The 19,029-nt window shown below is 41.5% G+C and carries 19 protein-coding genes and 1 rRNA gene (1 of these 20 cut by a window edge); 11 read left to right on the forward strand and 9 right to left on the reverse strand.

The features are described from left to right. Positions 1-115: 115 nt before the first annotated feature. From ACY3FQ_RS02185 to ACY3FQ_RS02195, 3 genes are all read right to left on the reverse strand, one after another. A complete protein-coding gene (locus ACY3FQ_RS02185; RefSeq protein ID WP_004691243.1) occupies positions 116-691 on the reverse strand; it encodes a xanthine phosphoribosyltransferase in 576 nt (191 codons plus the stop codon). 90 nt (positions 692-781) lie between these two features. After that, positions 782-1,492, reverse strand: a complete 711-nt coding sequence (locus ACY3FQ_RS02190; RefSeq protein WP_489773563.1) for a DUF3108 domain-containing protein — start codon at positions 1,490-1,492, stop codon at positions 782-784. A 155-nt stretch (positions 1,493-1,647) separates the two neighbouring features. Then, on the reverse strand, positions 1,648-2,325 hold the full coding sequence (locus ACY3FQ_RS02195; RefSeq protein ID WP_428870831.1) for a hypothetical protein: 678 nt from the start codon (positions 2,323-2,325) through the stop codon (positions 1,648-1,650). A gap of 260 nt (positions 2,326-2,585) precedes the next feature. On the opposite strand from ACY3FQ_RS02195, the gene ACY3FQ_RS02200 reads away from it, so the two are divergent. Then, positions 2,586-3,443: an energy transducer TonB gene (locus ACY3FQ_RS02200; RefSeq protein ID WP_489774380.1), complete on the forward strand. Its 858-nt coding sequence runs from the start codon at positions 2,586-2,588 to the stop codon at positions 3,441-3,443. Positions 3,444-3,731: 288 nt separating this feature from the next. Continuing rightward, complete coding sequence (locus ACY3FQ_RS02205; RefSeq protein ID WP_489773564.1) at positions 3,732-5,876, forward strand: TonB-dependent siderophore receptor; 2,145 nt, start codon at positions 3,732-3,734, stop codon at positions 5,874-5,876. A gap of 177 nt (positions 5,877-6,053) precedes the next feature. Here the strand turns inward: ACY3FQ_RS02205 and ACY3FQ_RS02210 are convergent, their stop codons facing one another. The 4 genes from ACY3FQ_RS02210 to miaB form a co-directional block, all read right to left on the reverse strand. After that, positions 6,054-6,464, reverse strand: a complete 411-nt coding sequence (locus ACY3FQ_RS02210) for a hypothetical protein (RefSeq protein ID WP_489773565.1) — start codon at positions 6,462-6,464, stop codon at positions 6,054-6,056. Positions 6,465-6,565: 101 nt separating this feature from the next. Further along, positions 6,566-7,045: an rRNA maturation RNase YbeY gene (ybeY, locus tag ACY3FQ_RS02215; protein ID WP_489773566.1), complete on the reverse strand. Its 480-nt coding sequence runs from the start codon at positions 7,043-7,045 to the stop codon at positions 6,566-6,568. Positions 7,046-7,102: 57 nt separating this feature from the next. Then, positions 7,103-8,179, reverse strand: coding sequence for a PhoH family protein (locus ACY3FQ_RS02220; protein ID WP_004977846.1), 1,077 nt, complete (start codon positions 8,177-8,179; stop codon positions 7,103-7,105). A gap of 38 nt (positions 8,180-8,217) precedes the next feature. Beyond that, positions 8,218-9,675, reverse strand: coding sequence for a tRNA (N6-isopentenyl adenosine(37)-C2)-methylthiotransferase MiaB (gene miaB / locus ACY3FQ_RS02225; RefSeq protein WP_279682675.1), 1,458 nt, complete (start codon positions 9,673-9,675; stop codon positions 8,218-8,220). 309 nt (positions 9,676-9,984) lie between these two features. Here miaB and ACY3FQ_RS02230 point away from each other — a divergent pair, with 309 nt between their 5' ends. The 5 genes from ACY3FQ_RS02230 to ACY3FQ_RS02250 all read left to right on the forward strand — a co-directional run bounded on the left by ACY3FQ_RS02230 (position 9,985) and on the right by ACY3FQ_RS02250 (position 14,585). Next, the gene (locus ACY3FQ_RS02230; protein WP_489773567.1) at positions 9,985-11,952 is read left to right on the forward strand and encodes a lytic transglycosylase domain-containing protein; all 1,968 of its coding nucleotides are present in this window, start codon (positions 9,985-9,987) and stop codon (positions 11,950-11,952) included. Between the two features lie 18 nt (positions 11,953-11,970). Continuing rightward, positions 11,971-12,633, forward strand: coding sequence for a ribonuclease T2 family protein (locus tag ACY3FQ_RS02235; protein WP_078389864.1), 663 nt, complete (start codon positions 11,971-11,973; stop codon positions 12,631-12,633). A 169-nt stretch (positions 12,634-12,802) separates the two neighbouring features. Then, positions 12,803-13,789, forward strand: coding sequence for a malate dehydrogenase (locus ACY3FQ_RS02240; protein WP_004691225.1), 987 nt, complete (start codon positions 12,803-12,805; stop codon positions 13,787-13,789). Between the two features lie 172 nt (positions 13,790-13,961). Then, the gene (locus tag ACY3FQ_RS02245; RefSeq protein ID WP_004691222.1) at positions 13,962-14,222 is read left to right on the forward strand and encodes a DUF2789 family protein; all 261 of its coding nucleotides are present in this window, start codon (positions 13,962-13,964) and stop codon (positions 14,220-14,222) included. Between the two features lie 105 nt (positions 14,223-14,327). Continuing rightward, a complete protein-coding gene (locus ACY3FQ_RS02250; protein WP_004691219.1) occupies positions 14,328-14,585 on the forward strand; it encodes a DUF2789 family protein in 258 nt (85 codons plus the stop codon). Between the two features lie 86 nt (positions 14,586-14,671). Here ACY3FQ_RS02250 and ACY3FQ_RS02255 read toward each other — a convergent pair whose 3' ends face one another. Beyond that, positions 14,672-15,199: a hypothetical protein gene (locus ACY3FQ_RS02255; RefSeq protein WP_004691217.1), complete on the reverse strand. Its 528-nt coding sequence runs from the start codon at positions 15,197-15,199 to the stop codon at positions 14,672-14,674. Positions 15,200-15,271: 72 nt separating this feature from the next. Then, the gene (locus ACY3FQ_RS02260) at positions 15,272-15,874 is read right to left on the reverse strand and encodes a 2OG-Fe(II) oxygenase (protein WP_489773568.1); all 603 of its coding nucleotides are present in this window, start codon (positions 15,872-15,874) and stop codon (positions 15,272-15,274) included. Positions 15,875-15,989: 115 nt separating this feature from the next. On the opposite strand from ACY3FQ_RS02260, the gene ACY3FQ_RS02265 reads away from it, so the two are divergent. The 4 genes from ACY3FQ_RS02265 to ACY3FQ_RS02280 form a co-directional block, all read left to right on the forward strand. Beyond that, complete coding sequence (locus tag ACY3FQ_RS02265; RefSeq protein WP_094148526.1) at positions 15,990-16,847, forward strand: 23S rRNA (adenine(2030)-N(6))-methyltransferase RlmJ; 858 nt, start codon at positions 15,990-15,992, stop codon at positions 16,845-16,847. A 43-nt stretch (positions 16,848-16,890) separates the two neighbouring features. Next, complete coding sequence (gene pssA, locus ACY3FQ_RS02270) at positions 16,891-17,721, forward strand: CDP-diacylglycerol--serine O-phosphatidyltransferase (RefSeq protein WP_489773569.1); 831 nt, start codon at positions 16,891-16,893, stop codon at positions 17,719-17,721. Between the two features lie 27 nt (positions 17,722-17,748). Beyond that, a complete protein-coding gene (locus ACY3FQ_RS02275) occupies positions 17,749-18,822 on the forward strand; it encodes a DUF6670 family protein (protein WP_348937612.1) in 1,074 nt (357 codons plus the stop codon). A gap of 122 nt (positions 18,823-18,944) precedes the next feature. Continuing rightward, positions 18,945-19,029, forward strand: a 16S ribosomal RNA gene (locus tag ACY3FQ_RS02280); it runs 1,547 nt beyond the window's last position.

Raw genomic sequence — 19,029 nt, forward strand, 5'->3', positions numbered from 1 at the left:
AATTAAAAATAACCTACAGCGCAAATGTGGCATTTACATGTGGATGACCCGCGGGTCATCTGAGTGACAAAAAAAGAGCACCTGAAGTGCTCTTTTTTGCAGTTAAACGCCGTGATTAGTCACGAACAAATTCAACAGTGCCATTTGCCAATGATTTTACGCGTGCCAAAGATTCAACGCGGTAGCCTTTTTCAAGCAAAATGTCACGACCGGGTTGGAATGATTTTTCAATCACAATACCGACACCAACAACTTCTGCTTTCGCTTGGTGAATTAAGTCAATCAGACCCAATGCTGCTTGACCATTGGCCAAGAAGTCATCAATCACGAGGGCTTTGTCAGCTGAACTGATGTGCTTATTTGAAATTGCAATCGTGCTTTCCGTTTGCTTGGTAAACGAAAAGACTTTTGAGCGGTAAAGGTCATCTTTTAAGGTTAAAGATTGGTATTTACGCGCAAAAATAACGGGCACGCCCAGTTCTAAACCTGCCATGATTGCAGGTGCGATACCTGATGCTTCAATCGTGATGATTTTAGTGATGCCTGCATCTTTAAAACGAGCAGCAAATTCTTTACCGATTAATTGCATCATAACCGGATCAATTTGGTGGTTTAAGAAAGCATCAACTTTCAGAACTTCATCAGATAGAACGATACCTTCGCTTAAGATTTTCTGTTCTAGTGCGTACACGGGAGAATCCTCTAGGGGCAGGTGCTTTTTCAAGCAAAAGCGTATTCTAGGAAGCACCTGAAAAAATGCAAGTAAAATTCGTCAAAATGACTAATTGCTTGCACCTTTATAACCCGTTAATAGCAATCCATAGGATGTTTTCTTATCAACATGGCTGACTTTGACAGGAAGGTAGTCCAATTTAGGTGCTAACCAAAAAATGGTTTCGCGGCCAGGTTTGTCATGTTTCATGACCACTTTAATGGTGTTAAAGGTGCCATAATCGGTTTTGATTGACTCAGAACCTTGCCTTACAAATTTACGTGCTTCCACTTCTTTGGCATCGGCCAAATAATAAGTCGATTTTAAACCGCCATTTTTGATGTCTTCACGAAGTTGTAATTCAGCATTCAGTTCATCCAGTACGCCGGCTTTCCAAGCGAAAGAACGCGCTTCTTTGTCTTTCTTGGTATTGATGGTTTTTGCCGCTGGATTGAAGTTAATACTCATGGTGTTGTTATGCACCAAAATTTTACTACTACGGCTAAAACTGCTGGACTGAATTTGCTTACCATTGAAACTAAAGCGACTGCTTTCGGTCGCAGAGGCGATACCACCAGCTTTGGCTGCAAAGACATAGTTCCAGTTGTTGCCCGATTTCGATAACGTACGTGTCGCTGAGCCCATGTTTTTGCCATTATAATTAAATTGATAACTGGCTTGGAATGGACTCATGGCAAAGGTTTGACTTGAGAAACCAACAAATAGCAAGGTGCTGACACCTGTTGCCATTGCGACTATTTTCAACATTGATTTAGCCATAAGAAAAAGTTTCCTATTCAGTTGTAGGCACAAATTTTTTGCATAGAAATATTATGCACGTTGATTATGAAGAAAAAATTCGAAACATAGGGCAAACTGTAGTTTTATGTTTCTTTTACACAGCTTAAGTCACATTTTAGTCGTGGAGTACGAGGTTATTTTTGTCGAATTGGCGAGACCGTGCTTTCGTCTAGATTGGGTTCAATCAAGTCATCAATCGAGGTTTGCGAAAACTTATTGAACAATGCCGTTAAGTTGACATTACCGATCACCACCAATTCTGCTTCACGCAACACGGCATGATTGACATGGACTTTACCTAAGGTATCGATAATGGAACGGTTTTTCCCTAACCAGCGATTCAGATCCAAATGCAGCAGATCATCTTTGACTTTAATCACATTCAGTTTTTCTAAAATCATGCCTAAGGGGTCTTGGTTCAGGACTTTTTGATAAAAGAATAGGGCACAGCGCACACCCATTTTATGAAATACCGTTGGGTATTCAGCATCCAGCACACTGGTGTCACTGATTTGCTCAAATACGATCAACTGCGTTTTTTTATTTAACTCCATTTGTGCCAGTTTCAAATCTACCGAAAGCGTGAGTTTGAGCCCGTTATAATCGAGCGTGGCGTATAAACGTAACCAATCATCATGTAAGTCGGCATGCAAATCTTTCAACATTCTCACGTTGTCGGTCACAAAACGTTGAAAAGTGGCATTTAAAAAGACTTGAGACATTGGAAACTCGCGCTCATCCTCAATAAATCCTTCAGCCTTTTGATAAATTTGGCGTAAACGATTTGAAATGTTGGAAATAAGCGTTTGCATAAGAGGCGTCCTAGCGAATCAACGTGTTTGAGCGATCAGATCTCTGGTCGAAATGTTTGAAAAATACTGCTCATGAACCTTGCAGTTTAGCAAAATTAATTGCACCATTTTCATGATTTTATGAAACAGTGAATCTAAATGGCACAAGGTCTCATTCTACGCAATAAAATGAAGACTGTGTCTATTTTATACTGCGCGCCTGCGCTTTGGGGAACAAGACAAATTGTCGGTTTGGTGTGATGCTTAGAAAAATAAATGTAATGCCTTTGGCTCATGATTGGTGGAAAGACCCAATTTTTACAGCGACTGTTGTGCTGGCGGTGTTTTTGCATCTTGTAGTTTTGACTTTGCAATTTGCGATGCCTCAAGAAAATGATGCGTCAGTGAAAGAAATTGCGGTTACTTTGCGTCCTTCTGATAAAAAAAATGAAAATGCAGATTTTTTAGCACAAGCCGATCAACAAGGTTCAGGGACATTTCGTGAGTCACATCGCATGTCGAGTGACATGCCCGCACCGATGCTTGAGCAAAGCACAGGCGAACAGCAGCGTGAAACTTTAGAACAGATCCAACAAAAACGTGAGCTGAATTTTGAAGAAAAACTGTTAATGACGACTTTAAGTTGGCAAAAACAAGCTGAGGATAACCAGCGCAAAAAAGCCATGGAAGAAATGAACAGTCAGTTTCAAGCCAAAGCAGCAATGGTGGCCAGCCTTGAAGCGCAATATTTACAACGCCAACAAAACTTTAGCCGTCAGCAAAAAATCAAAACAGTCGATGGTATTCAAGCCAAGCAAGATATTTCGGCAGCCTATCTTGAAAAGTTCCGTCAGAAAGTCGAGTTTTATGGCAACCGTTACTATCCGGAAGCAGCTAAACAGCAGCGACTGGCGGGTGAAGTGCGTTTAATGGTGATTCTAAATGCATCAGGAGGCATCCGCGCCCTTCGCCTGATTGATAGTTCAGGCCATGAGATGCTCGATGAGGCTGCAAAAGCCTCGGTACGTAAGGCTGCACCATTTGGTGGATTTGATGCCAAAATGAAGGATATTTCTGAGTTACGCATTGTGCGTACATGGCGTTTTGACCCAGCAGAGGCAGAGTTTGAAGTGCATTGAGCTGTGCACTTCTTTAAGCAAAATTATTATAATTAATTTAAATTTAATAAATTTTAAAAAACAATATGTTATTTATTTGTTTTGGCTTTTAATTATTTTAAGCAATAAAAAACAACAAATTAAGTTTACCTCTTAAAACTTGAATTGATAATAAAAATAATTATCATTTGCAGTGTATTTTTTGTTAAATATTTTTAAGCATTGAGACATCTTTCTTTATAGCGAAGCGATGGGGTGAGAGCGTGCATGCCTTTAAATATTCGATCCCTGTTATAAGGACATAGTTTTATGTACAACTCTCCAACGTTAAATCGCTTCAAAGTTAGCCCACTGATGTTGGCTATGGCGGCAGCAACGGTATTTCTCCCGACGTTGGTATCTGCAGCAGCAATAGACAATGAAAGCACCCAGCTTGAAACCATCACTGTTCAGGCTGAGGAAGAGAATCCAGCCGTAACAGAAGGAACAAAGAGTTATACGGCTAAGAGTGCCAGTACTTCGACCAAATTAAATTTGTCGCTCCGCGAAACACCGCAGTCGGTTAAAGTTTTAACCCGCGAGTATTTAGATGATGCAAATATTAATTCTTTCCAAGATATGTTGAACAGCGTGACAGGAGTCACTACCAATCGCTGGGATGAACGTCAATATCCGACAGCACGTGGGTTTGATGTGGATTACTATTTATTTGATGGTGTTCCGAGTTCATCTGAACTTGACATTGCAAGTGATCCAGACCTGAGTATGTATGATCGTGTGGAATTGGTTAAAGGCGCTAATGGGCTAATGACGGGTGCGGGTAATCCCTCGATTGCGATTAACATGGTGCGTAAACATGCCAATGCAAAAGAGTTAACAGGTACTTTAAGTTCATCTTATGGTTCGTGGAATGCATGGAATAGCATGGCAGATATTTCTGCACCTTTAAATGCGGATGGTACTGTGCGTGGGCGAGTTGTTGTTAAACATGAAAGCACAGACTCTTTCGCAGATTTGTACGAAAAAGAAAATAATTTATTTTATGGCGTGCTTGATGCAGATCTGACCGATAGCACCTATCTGTCCGTCGGTGCAAGTTATCAGGAACTTGATCGTTCAGGCATTAAATGGGGTGGTTTACCTGCATTTTATAATGATGGCTCGCTAACAGATTTTGATCGTGATTTAACGGTAACCAGTGATTGGACCTATTGGAATACCAATACAACTACAGCATTTGCCCAGTTTAAGCAGAAGTTATTTAATGATATTACGTTGAATGTTAATTATGATTACCGTGAAATTGATGCAGAGACAGCATTATTATATCTGTGGTCCGAATCTGTAGATAAAGCAACCAATAGCAGTGGCGGGTTATATCCATACACAGATACTTCAAAGACTACGCAAAATAATGCAGATGTTTATTTTTCTGCACCTTTCACTTTGGGTGGGCTACAGCAAGAGGTTGTTGCTGGATTTATGTATAACCAAAGTGAGCTGACTGATCGTTATTATGGATCACCAACTTTAGATAATGAAACGATTGATTTTAATAATTTTACGCCATCAAAAATTATTGGATCCATTAATAATAATGTCGCAAATCCATCTAATAAAACCACGCAAACAGGGGCTTATCTAGCGGGTAAGTTCACTTTGTTAGAGCCTTTAAAGTTAGTAACAGGTGTACGTGTATCTAACTGGGAGTATGAAAGTGGGGATGGTAATGGCAATCGTAAATATAATAATAAAGTGACGCCATACGCAGGATTGATTTACGACTTCTTAGAAGATTACTCATGGTATGCAAGTTATACCGAGATTTTTAAACCAGAAAATAAGCAAGACGCGAATCAGCAATATCTTGACCCGCGTGAAGGTAAAAGCTATGAAACGGGCTTGAAGGGAGAGTTTTTTGACAAACAACTTAATGTATCAATGTCGGTATTTTTAACCCAGCAAGATAATGTGGCTGAGAAAATTGGATCAATTAAGATTGGTGATGAATTCAAAGATGTCTATAGCAGTACAGATAGTGTAGAGAGTAAAGGGTTTGAAATAGAACTAGATGGTAAAATTACCAATAACTGGGACATGAGTTTTGGTGTCGCTCATTTTAATGCCGAAGATGCGAATGGCAAAAAAGTACAAACGACTGCTGCGAGAACTTCAGCCAATCTATTTACCAAATATACACTCGATAAATGGAGTTTAGGTGGTGGCTTAAACTATAAGAGCGAGGCATATAAAGATGAGACTGCGGGGCGTATTACGCAAGATGCCTATGTGTTGGCGAACTTGATGGCAGCTTATCAAGTTGATCAAAATATTAAACTTCAACTGAATGTGAACAATTTGTTTGATGAGAAATATTACGAAGGCTTAGGTAAAAATAGTATGGTATATGGTGCAACACGTAATGCAACGCTAACTTTCCGCTATCAATTCTAAAAATCTTGAGAAATACAGAAACGGCTTATTAACAGCCGTTTTTTATTAAAATGTGGATAAGTCTCGGCTTATTCACATGCTGTCTTGACTTGAGTAAGCATGTTCTCATTTTCAGACTTCAAACTTAAATGGCTGTATCATTGTTTTAAGTTGTTATGCTATTTGGGTTAGCTCGGATTATTGGGTTGCGCGTACATAGGCACCGTCTTGACGTCCACCGATCCAAGTCACAGTTAAATGAGACTCTTCCACATCTAGGCGGGTAGGAAAAATTTCTAAGCGCTTGCTGTATTTCGGTAATGCTTTTAAACCAATGCAATTGCCGTTTTTCCACCATGTTCCTTCGGCATATTGGTCTAAAGAGCCGACAGCTAAGTACCATTTAAATTTACCGTTGTTCTCTAGTAAAAGTTCGGAACCGACCTCCATAACACCCTGCAAATAATAATGTCCAGCCCAGGCCTGATCTGCGTCTTGAAACTTCACTTCCTGACAGGATGTTTGATTTTCATCATTGCTCTTGGCATAAAGTGGCGTGGTGCAGAATAGGGTAATAACGCAGAGTAGTTTTGAAATCGATGTATGCATTTTTATAATCTCTTCATCTCTTTTTTCATCTTGTATTATTTTTAGCATAAATAAACCCGACACATCGAGATGAATCGGGTGAGTTGTTTCAGATCTATTAATTATTGTTCTAAATAAGGGTTTTCAAAACCGAGTTTAGCCAAAATTTCAATTTCGATACCTTCCATTTCTTCAGCATCTGCTTCTGACGTTTCATGGTCATAGCCCATGAGGTGCAATGTGCCATGTACCAACATATGAGTGAAATGCGTCAGTGGTGCTTTGTTTTGTTCTTTCGCTTCCAACAGCACCACAGGAATGCAAATGACCAAATCGCCAATCGGAAATGAGTCAAGAATTTGCACCATTTCATCGGGCAAGTCGCTAGGGAAAGACAACACATTGGTTGATTTGTCTTTGCCGCGATATTCCAAATTCAATTTATGACTTTCATCATGGTCGACACAAGCAATGCCAATTTCACAGTTACTCTGCGTGCCAATATGACGTAAAACAGTTTCTACAACTTTTTTGATATAGCCACGTTTCAAGACCAACTCAGGTGCTTGAAAGTCCTGTTGTAGAGAAAGACTCAGTTTCAAAATAGATCCTTAAATAATGATATCTGCGGGCATTTTAAAATGCCCGCAGACTTTAACTTAATGCTGAGCATCGGCAGCGGCATCATTTTCAGCAACTAAGGCCTCTTGACGCGCTTTGCGTTCAGCACGAGCTTCAGCAGTTAAGCGATGTTGTTCTGCATCCCATCCCTCATAAGCTTCAACAATTTTTTGCACTAATTGGTGACGTACTACATCACGAGAGTGGAAGCGGGTAATATGAATTTCTTTGATCTTGTCGATGATGCGTAAAGCATGCGCCAGACCAGATTGCTGACCACGTGGTAAGTCGACCTGTGTGATATCGCCTGTAATCACTGCGCGCGAACCAAAGCCTAAACGTGTGAGAAACATTTTCATTTGTTCAGGCGTGGTGTTTTGCGCTTCGTCTAAAATCACGAAAGAGTGGTTTAAAGTTCGACCACGCATATAAGCCAGTGGTGCGACTTCAATCACCTGACGTTCAATCAGTTTGGCTACTTTTTCAAAACCAAGCATTTCATACAAGGCGTCGTAGAGTGGGCGTAAATACGGATCAATTTTCTGGCTTAAATCACCGGGTAGAAAGCCGAGTTTTTCACCCGCTTCAACGGCAGGACGAACCAATAAGATCCGTTGAATTTCATTACGTTCTAGCATGTCGACTGCGGCTGCAACTGCGAGATAGGTTTTACCTGTACCCGCAGGCCCAATACCAAAAGAAATATCACTTTGTAGAATACGCTGCACATAACGCTTTTGGTTGGCACCACGTGGATTGATACGACCTTTACGGGTTTGGAGCCACACTTCATCCAAACCAGTGTGCTCTTGCCCGTCGAGGTCTTCTTGCAATTCACGGTCAGTCTGACTGCCTTGAATCATGAGGTGTAAGGTATCGGCACTGATTTGTGCCGTATTTTCTGCTTCTTCATGCAGGCGATGGAGCAGACCTTCGGCTCTCTCAACTGCATCCATTTCACCATCGACATAAAATGCATCACCTCGATGGGAAATAGTGACATCTAAACGCTGTTCGATTTGTTTCAAATGACCGTTATAAGCACCGAGCATGCTCTTTAAACGTTCTATTGAAACCCCAGGAAAAGTTACTGTACGTCGAATCGCTGCAGTCAAGAGAATTCCTTTAAGTAGTCAGAATCTATTCCCTTACATTACGCCACGTCAGGCTCAAGATTCAAGAGTTCACCATAAACAAAATTCAAAGTTTTAATCTCTGTCACTTCGATTTCGGCGAAACGTCCGACCCATGCTGCATCACCAATAAAACTCACATAACGAGTGTTATCCGCCGTGCCAATCAGTAAGTTTGGATCTTTGTCTGAAACTTTCTCGACCAAAACGCGTTGAATGGTGCCGAGCATGGCATCGGTCTTTTCAATACTCGAGCGTTTGATCCATTTTTGAACTTTACTGAGACGCTCTTTTTTCACCTCTTCAGAGGTGGTGTCTTCAAGATCAGACGCAGGTGTACCCGGACGTTTTGAATAGACAAAACTGTAGGAATGGTCGAAGTCCATATCTTTGATGAATTGATAGGTTTCTTCAAAGTGCGCATCGGTTTCACCCGGGAAGCCAATGATGAAGTCACTGGATAAATGCATATCTGGACGAACTTTGCGTAATTTGGCAATTTTGTCGATATACACATCAATGGTGTGGTTACGCTTCATGGCTTGCAATACATCGTTTGAGCCGCTTTGCACGGGCAAATGTAGATGCGACACCATTTGCGGTAGGTCACGGTAACATTCAATCAAGTCATCATTAAACTCAAGCGGATGTGAGGTGGTGTAGCGTAAACGGCCAATTCCCGGAATTTCTGCAACAAGACGTAACAAGTCAGCAAAAGTACAGATATTGCCTTCGAATGTTTCACCGCGGTAACCATTGACGTTTTGACCTAAAAGACTAATTTCACGTACGCCTTTTTCTGCTAAGGTCGCAATTTCAGCTAAAACATCATCCAATGGGCGAGAAACTTCTTCACCACGGGTGTAGGGCACCACACAGAATGAACAATATTTTGAACAACCTTCCATAATTGAAACAAAAGCCTTGTAACCTTCCACACGCGGTTCAGGTAAAAAGTCGAATTTTTCAATGTCAGGGAAAGAAATATCCACCAATTTGATTTTTTCTTTCTTGGGCTTTTCGATTTGATCAAAGTGTTGATCAAGCATCTGTGGCAAACGGTGCAAGGTTTGCGGGCCAAAAATCATGTCGACATAGTTGGCTCGTTTTTGAATGTTGTCGCCTTCTTGTGAAGCCACACAACCACCGACACCAATGATGAGATCCGGATTTTTGTCTTTCAGCTTGCGCCAGCGCCCCAATTCTGAGAACACTTTTTCTTGGGCTTTTTCACGAATCGAGCAGGTATTCATGAGTAGAATATCGGCTTCTTTCGGGTCTTGGGTCAGTACATAACCGTGTGAGTCGCCAAGTAAGTCTGCCATACGATGACTGTCATACTCATTCATCTGACACCCTTGCGTTTCGATATACAGTTTTTTAACTGATCCATCGATGGCTGGGGTGTGCTGTGGCTGGGTAACAGTGTTTTCTGAGGCAGCTTGGGCACCATTTGGAATGAAGGTTTGAACCGTCATGTAGGCTCCTAAGGGGGATAAATCTAGGTTTTTGTGTCTGATCGGTATCTGTGGCGGCGAAAGCAGAGCTTGGCTGGCGACAAAAAGGGTCGATCAAACACCATGTGAAATCTACGAAAGGCGCATATTTTAGCAGGAAATCTGAATAAACTTATAGCTTTAAATCTGAAGCTAAAAAGATTGATTTGTGAAGTGAAAATGCAGGAAAATTAATATTGTCTAATCATAAGGTTACATAAGAGAACAATAGAGTCTGTTATGAGTTATTAAACTAATGAAAATGATGAGACGAGACTAGGCAATCCAAAGATGACTGAAGGCAAACCCATGTTAAAACGATTACAGAATAAATATTATCAAGTGTTTGCGTTGGGTGTGGCTGCCTTGGGTCTATCGGCAGCGACACATGCCGCAAATGAACAGTTTAATGATGCCTTGCGTGCAGCAAATGCAGGCAATGTTAGCTTATTACAGCAATATCAAAGCAGTATGCAGGGTGATGTGCTGGGCTATTATCTTGAATATTGGGTACTTAACAGTAATTTGGGATTGCAACCTGCGGCGAATATTGTTGGATTTGCACAGCGCTATCCGCAATCTGCCATGGCTGAGAAGTTAGCAGCAGATTACATCGAAGAAAAAGTCAAAATGGCCGACTTTGCTTCCGCGCAGACGGTATTGGCCTATGTGTCCAATGCAGATCGCGCAGAAAGCTGTGCTATGGCGCAAGTCCGTGCCAAGTCAGGCGATCCTTTGGTTTTTGCCGAATATAAAGATGTTTGGCTCACGACGAATTCACAACCCGAGTCTTGTACGGGGCTAGGGCGCATGATGTTGTCTAGTCCACTGATGACGGAACAAGACAAACAACAACGTTTATGGGCGCAGCTGCGTGCAGGGCAGTCAGGTCAAGCGATTGCAACTGCACAAACCATTGGCATGAATCTGTCTTTGGCCCAGCTGAATAGCATTCAAGCCGATCCGCTGAACTATCTCTGGTCCGCACCGAAAGCGTCGGCGGCAGATCAAGCGTATTTAATTTATGCGATTGGTCGTTTAGCCGACAGTGATCTAAATACTGCACTGGCGTCGGTCAAGCGTGCTGCAGAGGGGACACCTGAGTTAGTACAAAAAGCGTTGTACCGTGCCGTGGGATATATCGGTGGCACAACCGTTATGAAAAACAATTTTAATGTGGAAGTGTTACAAGCCTTCGATCGGAGCTACGGTTTAGCACTGAGTGAAGAAGAAGCTGAAATTTATGCACGCCAAGCCATTCGTTTCGGCGCATGGGAGAGTGTCATTCGTGCCATTGATGGCATGAGTGTGACGCAGAAACAAGAAGACCGCTGGCAATATTGGTTAGCCCGTGCTTCAGAACAACGTGGTGATGCAAAGTCAAAAGCACTGGCGCGCGAGATCTTCAAAAAATTGTCAGTAGGTGACGATTATCATAACTTATTGGCAAAAGATCGTATTGGTCAGCGTTATCAAACAATTCCAGCCAATACCCAACCGAGCAATGCGGATGCGCAACGTTTGAGTCAAGATATTCACTTTAGTCGCGCTTTTGCACTGCGTAACGTCAATGCGCCAGACAATTATGTTAACCGTGAATGGAACTGGGCAGTACGACAAGCTTATTTAAAACAAGATGATGGCTTAATTTTGGCTGCTGCCAAACGTGCCACAGAAATGGGATGGTATGACAGAGCGATCTATGCAGCCGATCGAACCGTCAAGCAACATAACTACAGTTATCGTTATGCCATGCCGCATCAAAGCTATGTGGTCAGCCATAGTCGCAATGCAGGCATAGATCCTGCATGGGCGTATGGGTTAATGCGCCAAGAAAGCCGATTTGTTACCCATGCTCGCTCACATGTCGGGGCCGGTGGTTTGATGCAAATCATGCCGGATACGGCAAAACTGGTCGCTAGACAAATGGGTGAAACCTATAATCCTGCTGCACTGAGTGATATGAATACCAATGTTCGTTATGGCACATTCTACTTGTCCATGATTCAAAGCCAATTAAGTAATAGTCCTGTACTTGCCACAGCAGGTTATAACGCAGGGCCAAATCGTGCGCGCCGTTGGCAGCCTGAAAATCAGCCGATTGCGGCGGATCAGTACACAGAAAGTATTCCTCTGACTGAAACTCGTGATTACGTCAAGCATGTCATGAGTAATGCGACCCATTATGGTGTTCTGCTTGGACAGGGACCACAGTCGATCACCCAGCGCATGCAAAATATTCCTTTTAGAAGTCAATGATAAAGGCCTAGGCATTTTATGGTTTTGATGTCATCCCAATCAGTCTTAACGCAAAAGCTTCTGCTGTTGATCAGCAGTGGCATAGCTATGGGATTTTTTGCGACATCAGCCCATGCAACACCGACTGTGTTTGGCTATGTGATGGAAGTTCAAATGACACCCGCCGTGTGTTTGTTTGATAGCCAAGGCTCAAAGAAACGGAAATGTTTGGAAGGTTATTCACTCAATATCACAGGCTTGTATCCTGAAACTACAACACGAGAGTGTCAGACCAAATCTTCAGCTGTATTGTCTCCGCTTCAAACTAAAGTGGTGGCGAGAGTCATGCCCGATGAGCATGCACGTCGCCAGTTGTGGGCAGAGATTGGGGGGTGTGTGCCGATGAGTGCCAGTCAATATTTCCGTAACGTGATTAATTATGCAGAACGTTTAAAAATTCCCGCAGATTTGACTTCATCTGAAAATAAAACCGCGCAACTTAATACCTTACGTGGACAGTTCCAACGTTTGAATCCTGGACTGCCTGCAAGCGGGCTGCGTTTTAGCTGCCGTACTCACCGTCAAACCAATATTTTGACCGAAGTCAAGGTTTGTTATAAACCCAATGGTCAGTACAAAGGTTGTGCAGAGAATATACAAGAAAACTGCCCAAATTCTTTTGCGATCAAGGGTTCTTACTAATCTCTTTCCCTAAATTAATTTATATTTCCTATCATACTTTTGTTGGAATTCATTCTCTTTTACATGCATCTGCCAAAGTATTGGAGTACAATCTTTGCCGTTTATGATTATTAAGATTAGATAGAACAGCTATTTAATCATATAACGTTCCTCAAATGGAGATAAGTACATGAAGCAACCTGTTCGCGTTGCCGTTACTGGCGCTGCTGGTCAAATCGGTTATAGCCTATTATTCCGTATCGCTAGTGGCGAAATGTTAGGTAAAGACCAACCAGTTATTCTGCAATTGTTAGAAGTTCCTTTTGAGAAAGCTCAAGCTGCGCTTAAAGGCGTAATGATGGAATTAGACGACTGTGCTTTCCCATTATTGGCTGGCATGATCGGTACTGATGATCCAAAAGTTGCATTTAAAGATGCTGACTACGCGTTATTGGTTGGTTCACGTCCACGTGGTCCTGGTATGGAACGTGCTGACTTATTGAAAGTGAACGGTGAAATCTTCATCGGTCAAGGTCAAGCACTAAACGAAGTTGCTAGCCGTGACGTTAAAGTACTTGTTGTAGGTAACCCTGCAAATACAAATGCTTACATCGCAATGAAATCTGCTCCAGATCTTCCAGCGAAAAACTTCACAGCAATGTTACGTCTTGACCACAACCGTGCGTTGACTCAAATTGCTCAAAAAGCGGGTGTTGCTGTAGCAGACATCAAAAACATGACTGTTTGGGGTAACCACTCTCCAACGATGTATGCTGACTACCGTTTTGCAACTGTAAACGGCGAAAGCTTAAAAGACAAAATCAACGATGCTGACTGGAACGCGAATGTATTCCTTCCAACTGTTGGTAAACGTGGTGCTGCGATTATCGAAGCGCGTGGTTTGTCTTCAGCTGCTTCAGCTGCGAACGCTGCTATCGACCATATGCGCGATTGGGCTCTTGGCACAAATGGCGAATGGGTAACGATGGGTATTCCTTCTGACGGTTCTTATGGGATTCCAGAAGGCGTAATGTACGGTGTTCCTGTAACTTGCGAAAATGGCGAATACACACGTGTTGAAGGCCTAGAAATCGATGCGTTCAGCCGTGAACGTATGGACAAAACTCTTCAAGAACTTGAAGAAGAGCGCGCAGCAATTGCTGACATGCTTAAATAATTAAAAACTAATCTGTTCAAGATCTGTTTTGAAAAAGCACTCCGTTTGGGGTGCTTTTTTATATGGGGGTGTGTTGAACAAAAAATAACATGCTGTGATGTAGATACAACTGAGCATAGATGGCCAAAGGTTTATTCTAAAAGGGCATGATCAGAGCTTGAGGAGAACAATGATGTTTGACCAACAACCGACTTTAGAACTTTTATTTGAACAATTGGGGCTTGATGCGAGTGCGGAAGCAATCGATCAGTTTATTGAAACACACCAACTTACTTCAGACGTTCCATTGCATAAAGCACCCTTTTGGTCAAAAGCACAGCATGACTTCATTATCAGTAATTGGAAAAAAGATGATGAATGGGCAATGGTGGTCGACCTGTTAAATGAACAATTGCATACAGAACATACGCTTTCAGGATCGTGTCATTTATAATCACAAATTGAAACAACAAACCTAGTTTTATGACTAGGTTTTTTTAGAAAATACATATAAGTTAATTCAATAATAATTGACAATAGTATTGATAAGGAGGCCGAGATGCTCAGTCAACATAAACCATCCTTAGAGCTTTTATTTTCGCAACTGGGACTCGCCAATAGTGCGGCTGCCATCGAGTTATATATTCGTACGCATCAACTTCCTGCTCATCAATCTTTACACGACGCACCGTTTTGGAATTCCGCTCAACGTGCGCTATTAATCAGTCATTTGGTTCAAGATGATGATTGGGCAATTATGGTTGATGAACTCAATCAACAGCTACATCTTGATGCTTATAAACTTCAAACTGCCTAAATTGATTTTTATGCCATTGTCATTTGAATAGTAGAATTGACCCATAAAAAAACGCCTGATTTCAGGCGTTTTTTTATTTGTACATTTTAGTGCAATTTACTTTGCATCAGCTTGATAAACCAATCTTCTTGATGAAGGTCAACAAAAGCGGCATGTTCACGCAGTAAAACGAAATCAAACTCGGTACTTTTCGCATATTTGCCAAGCCAGTGTCGTGCCAATGCTGACTCTTTTCTACTGACCGAGGCATAGGCCAAAAATAGGTAAATATCGCCCTGACCATAGCTGGTCAGTGGTTTTAAAATTTGCTGTGTAATCAACGCAAAGCGATCTTCTTTGGTGATTTCAAAGTACAGCATATAAGCCTTTGCAAGGTGTAAAGACAAATTGAGGTACAAAGACAGAGGCATTTCCTCAAACTCAATTCGACCTTGCTCAAGTAATACCACCGCTTCTTGTAAAAAGTGGACTTGCTCTTGGCGCAGCTGGCTCAGTGTGACCAACTGTAAGCGCAAATCAGCACGCTCAAGGGCTAATTCAGGGCTATTGCCTTGTAGGTAGAGTTGATCTGTTTCACCAATACGCTGAATAATTTGTTGACTGCTGGCACGCATCGGTTACATCCTCATCAATTGATGTTCAGTATATGAGGATACTTTTTACAATTTAAAGTCTTTTTGCTTGAATCACAGGATTGTACTGTCACTCCGTAACCATCCAGTAATCGATAAACGCTGATGCTTGGCTTCTAAAACCTCATGCAGTAAGTCACTTTGAAACAATGCAATACGATTCGGTTTAGGTTGTAGTACATGCCAAATGTCATTTTTATCTTGTAGATGAAGTTCACCGCCCCAATCATCTTGCCAGTCTTCGTGTAAATAATAAACTGTAGAAATCATGCGGCCATTTTTGCCTTGAGGATTATCACGGTGTAGGGCATAAAACTCGCCAGCGTTATAGCAAGCAAAATGTGCTTCTACGTCTCGAATACCAAGATAAAAGGCACGATTTAGTTCCTGACCCAAACTATAAAGGGATTGAACATGATGATTGGAAATAACGAGCTCGGGATTGAGCCATAAAATGTGATCACTACGGATCTTGCTGATGACACCGTTTTGAATAGCGGCTTCACGAAAGCGGTTTAAGTTCGAAGTACATTCTTCAATGAGTTGATGTACATAGTCATTAGAGTAGGCGTCATCAATGATGGCAAAACCATGTTGATCTAAATCATCTAGGATTTGATCAACATTCCAAGACTTTGGGAGAAGAACTGCTTCCATTACATTAACCTAAAAAAGACAAAGAAAAGCCACGGTTATTCTAGTGTATGAAAGCAACCTGAACGAAACTATTTTTCATGCTAAAATACTCATTGATTTTAGGAATGATAGAAACATGAATTACCGTCACCACTTCCATGCAGGTAACTTTGCAGATGTCATGAAGCATGTCCTTTTGCTTCAGATTTTGACTCGCCTCAATCAAAAAGATAAACCGTATCGTTATATTGATACGCATGGCGGTGCTGGTAAATATGATTTATCAACTTCAGAAGCACAAAAGTCGGGTGAGTTCTTAAATGGTATTCACCGTTTAGTAAAACTTGATGACTCGATTAAGCGTAATGCGCCTGAAGGTGTTCAGCAGTATTTAAAAATTGTTGAAAAAATGCGTGAAGGTTCAGGTAAAGGCGCTTATCCAGGTTCGCCGTGGTTTGCATTGGAAGGCATGCGCGAAATCGATAAAGCCACCATTTTTGAAATGCAACGTGATGTATTCCAACAGTTGTATTACAACGTTCGTGACAAACGCGCGGGCTTACATGAGCGCGATGCTTATGAAGGGTTATTTGGCGTTATTCCACCCAAAGAAAAACGCGGTTTGGTGATGATTGATCCACCTTACGAAGTGGAGCGTAAAGATTTCCCTCAATTGGTTGATCTCATAGCGACTGCATATAAAAAATGGCCAACGGGTGTTTTTGCAATTTGGTATCCAATCAAAGACCGCGCCATGATTGAACGTTTTGAAAAGAAAATGATTAAAACCGGTATTCGCCGTCAGTTGATCTGTGAAGTGTGTGTTTGGCCAGATGATACCCCAGTGGGCTTAAACGGCTGTGGTCTGTTGGTGATTAACCCACCTTGGAAGTTCTCCGAAGATGCAGATGAAGCGCTACAATGGTTATTCCCGCATTTGCGTATGAGTGAAAATGGTGGTCATGCTGCTGTTCGTTGGTTAGTTGGCGAATAAAGATAGACTATAAGAGAAAAGGCTACATTAGGATCGACAGAGAATGACAAATATAAATAAACCTGAAAGTGAATCTTCACCCCGCAGTACGCCTACTTTTGAAGGGATTACTTTCGAGGTGGAAGAAGAAGAGCATACACAGGAAGGTCAAAAAGTAAAACGTCGAGGTATTTATTTGTGGCCGAACCTGATTACAACGGCAGCGTTGTTGTCAGGCTTTTATTCCATCATTGCTAGTATGAATGGCAACTTCCAGCAAGCGATTTATGCCATTTTTCTGGCAGCGTTGTTGGATGGTTTGGACGGCCGCGTTGCACGAGCCATTGGTGCGCAGAGTGCTTTTGGTGAACAGTATGATTCTTTATCTGATCTATTGGCGTTCGGGGTTGCACCCGCTATTTTGATGTATAGCTGGAGTTTGGATTCGCTCGGCCGTATTGGTTTGGCGTGTTGCTTTGTCTACACTGCCTGTGCTGCGTTCCGTCTAGCTCGTTTTAATGTGCAAATCGGTGTGGTGGATAAGCGTTATTTTATTGGTGTAGCTAGTCCACTTGCTGCGATTATTATTATTTCATTGGTTTGGGTCGGACTCGATTTCCCCGAAATTTTTGATATTCGTGAGCGGGGGATTCAAGCCATTAGCGCAGCAGTGATTGTGTCTGTCGGACTCCTCATGATTTCGAATATTAAATATTATTCATTTAAAACGGTAGATCGTAAGCGAGTACCATTTTTTGTCCTTCCTATCGCGGTCTTTATTTTTGCTGCAATGACTTACAATATTCCTGTGGGTATTTTAGTTATTTCCTTGATTTATGCATTATCTGGCTTTATTACTACGTTTTTAGCACGACGTCAGCAAAGCCCATCATGAGTTAATGATATGTAGAAGGAGTATGATATGTGGTTGTTTCAAGATTTTCTCGATCAGTCTAAACAACTTAATCAGGCTCCTTCACGGTCACTTCCTGCTTATCATCCACCCAATAAAAAATATAAAATTATTCATCAAGCTTTAACCATTCCCAATCTTCCTGCACCATTACATTATTTAAATTTTTTGAGCATGATTGGTCAGCCCAATACGCCCATGTTTAGAAATAACAGCGCAATCAGAACTACACCCTTAGATACTGCGACCGTATTGGCCAGTAGTAGTCCACATATGGCAGGGCAACTGAACCGCTATTCAATTTCTGCGGAATGTTCATTTCAAGAAAAAACATTTAAATTTGCCAATAAAGAACAGCTCATGGGAACCTTCCCAAAATTTCAAATTCAAAGAAAAGACACCGAATTGAGTTTTGAAATTGAAATAACAACAACACCGCTGATTTCACATTTCACCAAATTGCGTTTTGGTCTTGCCGAGCATTGGTCCGTATTGTGTCGATGTCAGGGAGAAATTAAATATAAAGAACAGCGCTATGACATTGACCAGTTAGGGGCTTTTGAATACGCGCGCAGTATCGACTTTAGTTATTTACCCTTGGCCTTTTTCACATATCAAGTCATTAATCTGGTGGATCAGCGCCAGCTATTGCTAGAACAAATTCGGGATTCGTTTAATCGAATTGTACAGTCACGTATCTATATACGTGATTTGCACAAACAACAAACCCATATGTTTGATCGGATGGTGCGCTTTCAAGTTCATCGTGTTTATCCTGCTGTGAAAACTCCCAATGGGCAAAAAATGTATTTACCGCGAGAGTTTGAATGGCATTATCAAGATGAGCAGGGACATAACATTCATATTTACGCTCAAAGTCGTGGTGATTTTAAATTTGGTTTGGCTGCGGGTTATGTAGGTAGCTTTAAATATCAACTCAAACTGGATAATTATGAGGAACAGGGCGAAAGTGGTTATTGTGAATATGTGGATTGTCGTGCATTAAAGTGGCAAGAAAAAAAATCGCAAGAAAAAAATCGAAATGAAATTGGAGAAATTGTTCCCTTTTCACTCAAAAAATAAGAAAAAATCGAAATTTTGCTGAATAAGTAAACAGTTGGAGTTTTTTTTATAAATAATTGAAGGAAGGGGGTTGTGTTGGGTGTGAAATACTGTAGAATGCACATCCATCGGCGGTGATGTTGATTAAAACTTGTTGAGAAACAAGGATTTAGCCCAAGCGGTAGAATCTGGAAGTCTTGAATAAGTTTGAAAATAATTAACAAAACC

The sequence above is a fragment of the Acinetobacter sp. AB03 genome (assembly GCF_058107045.1).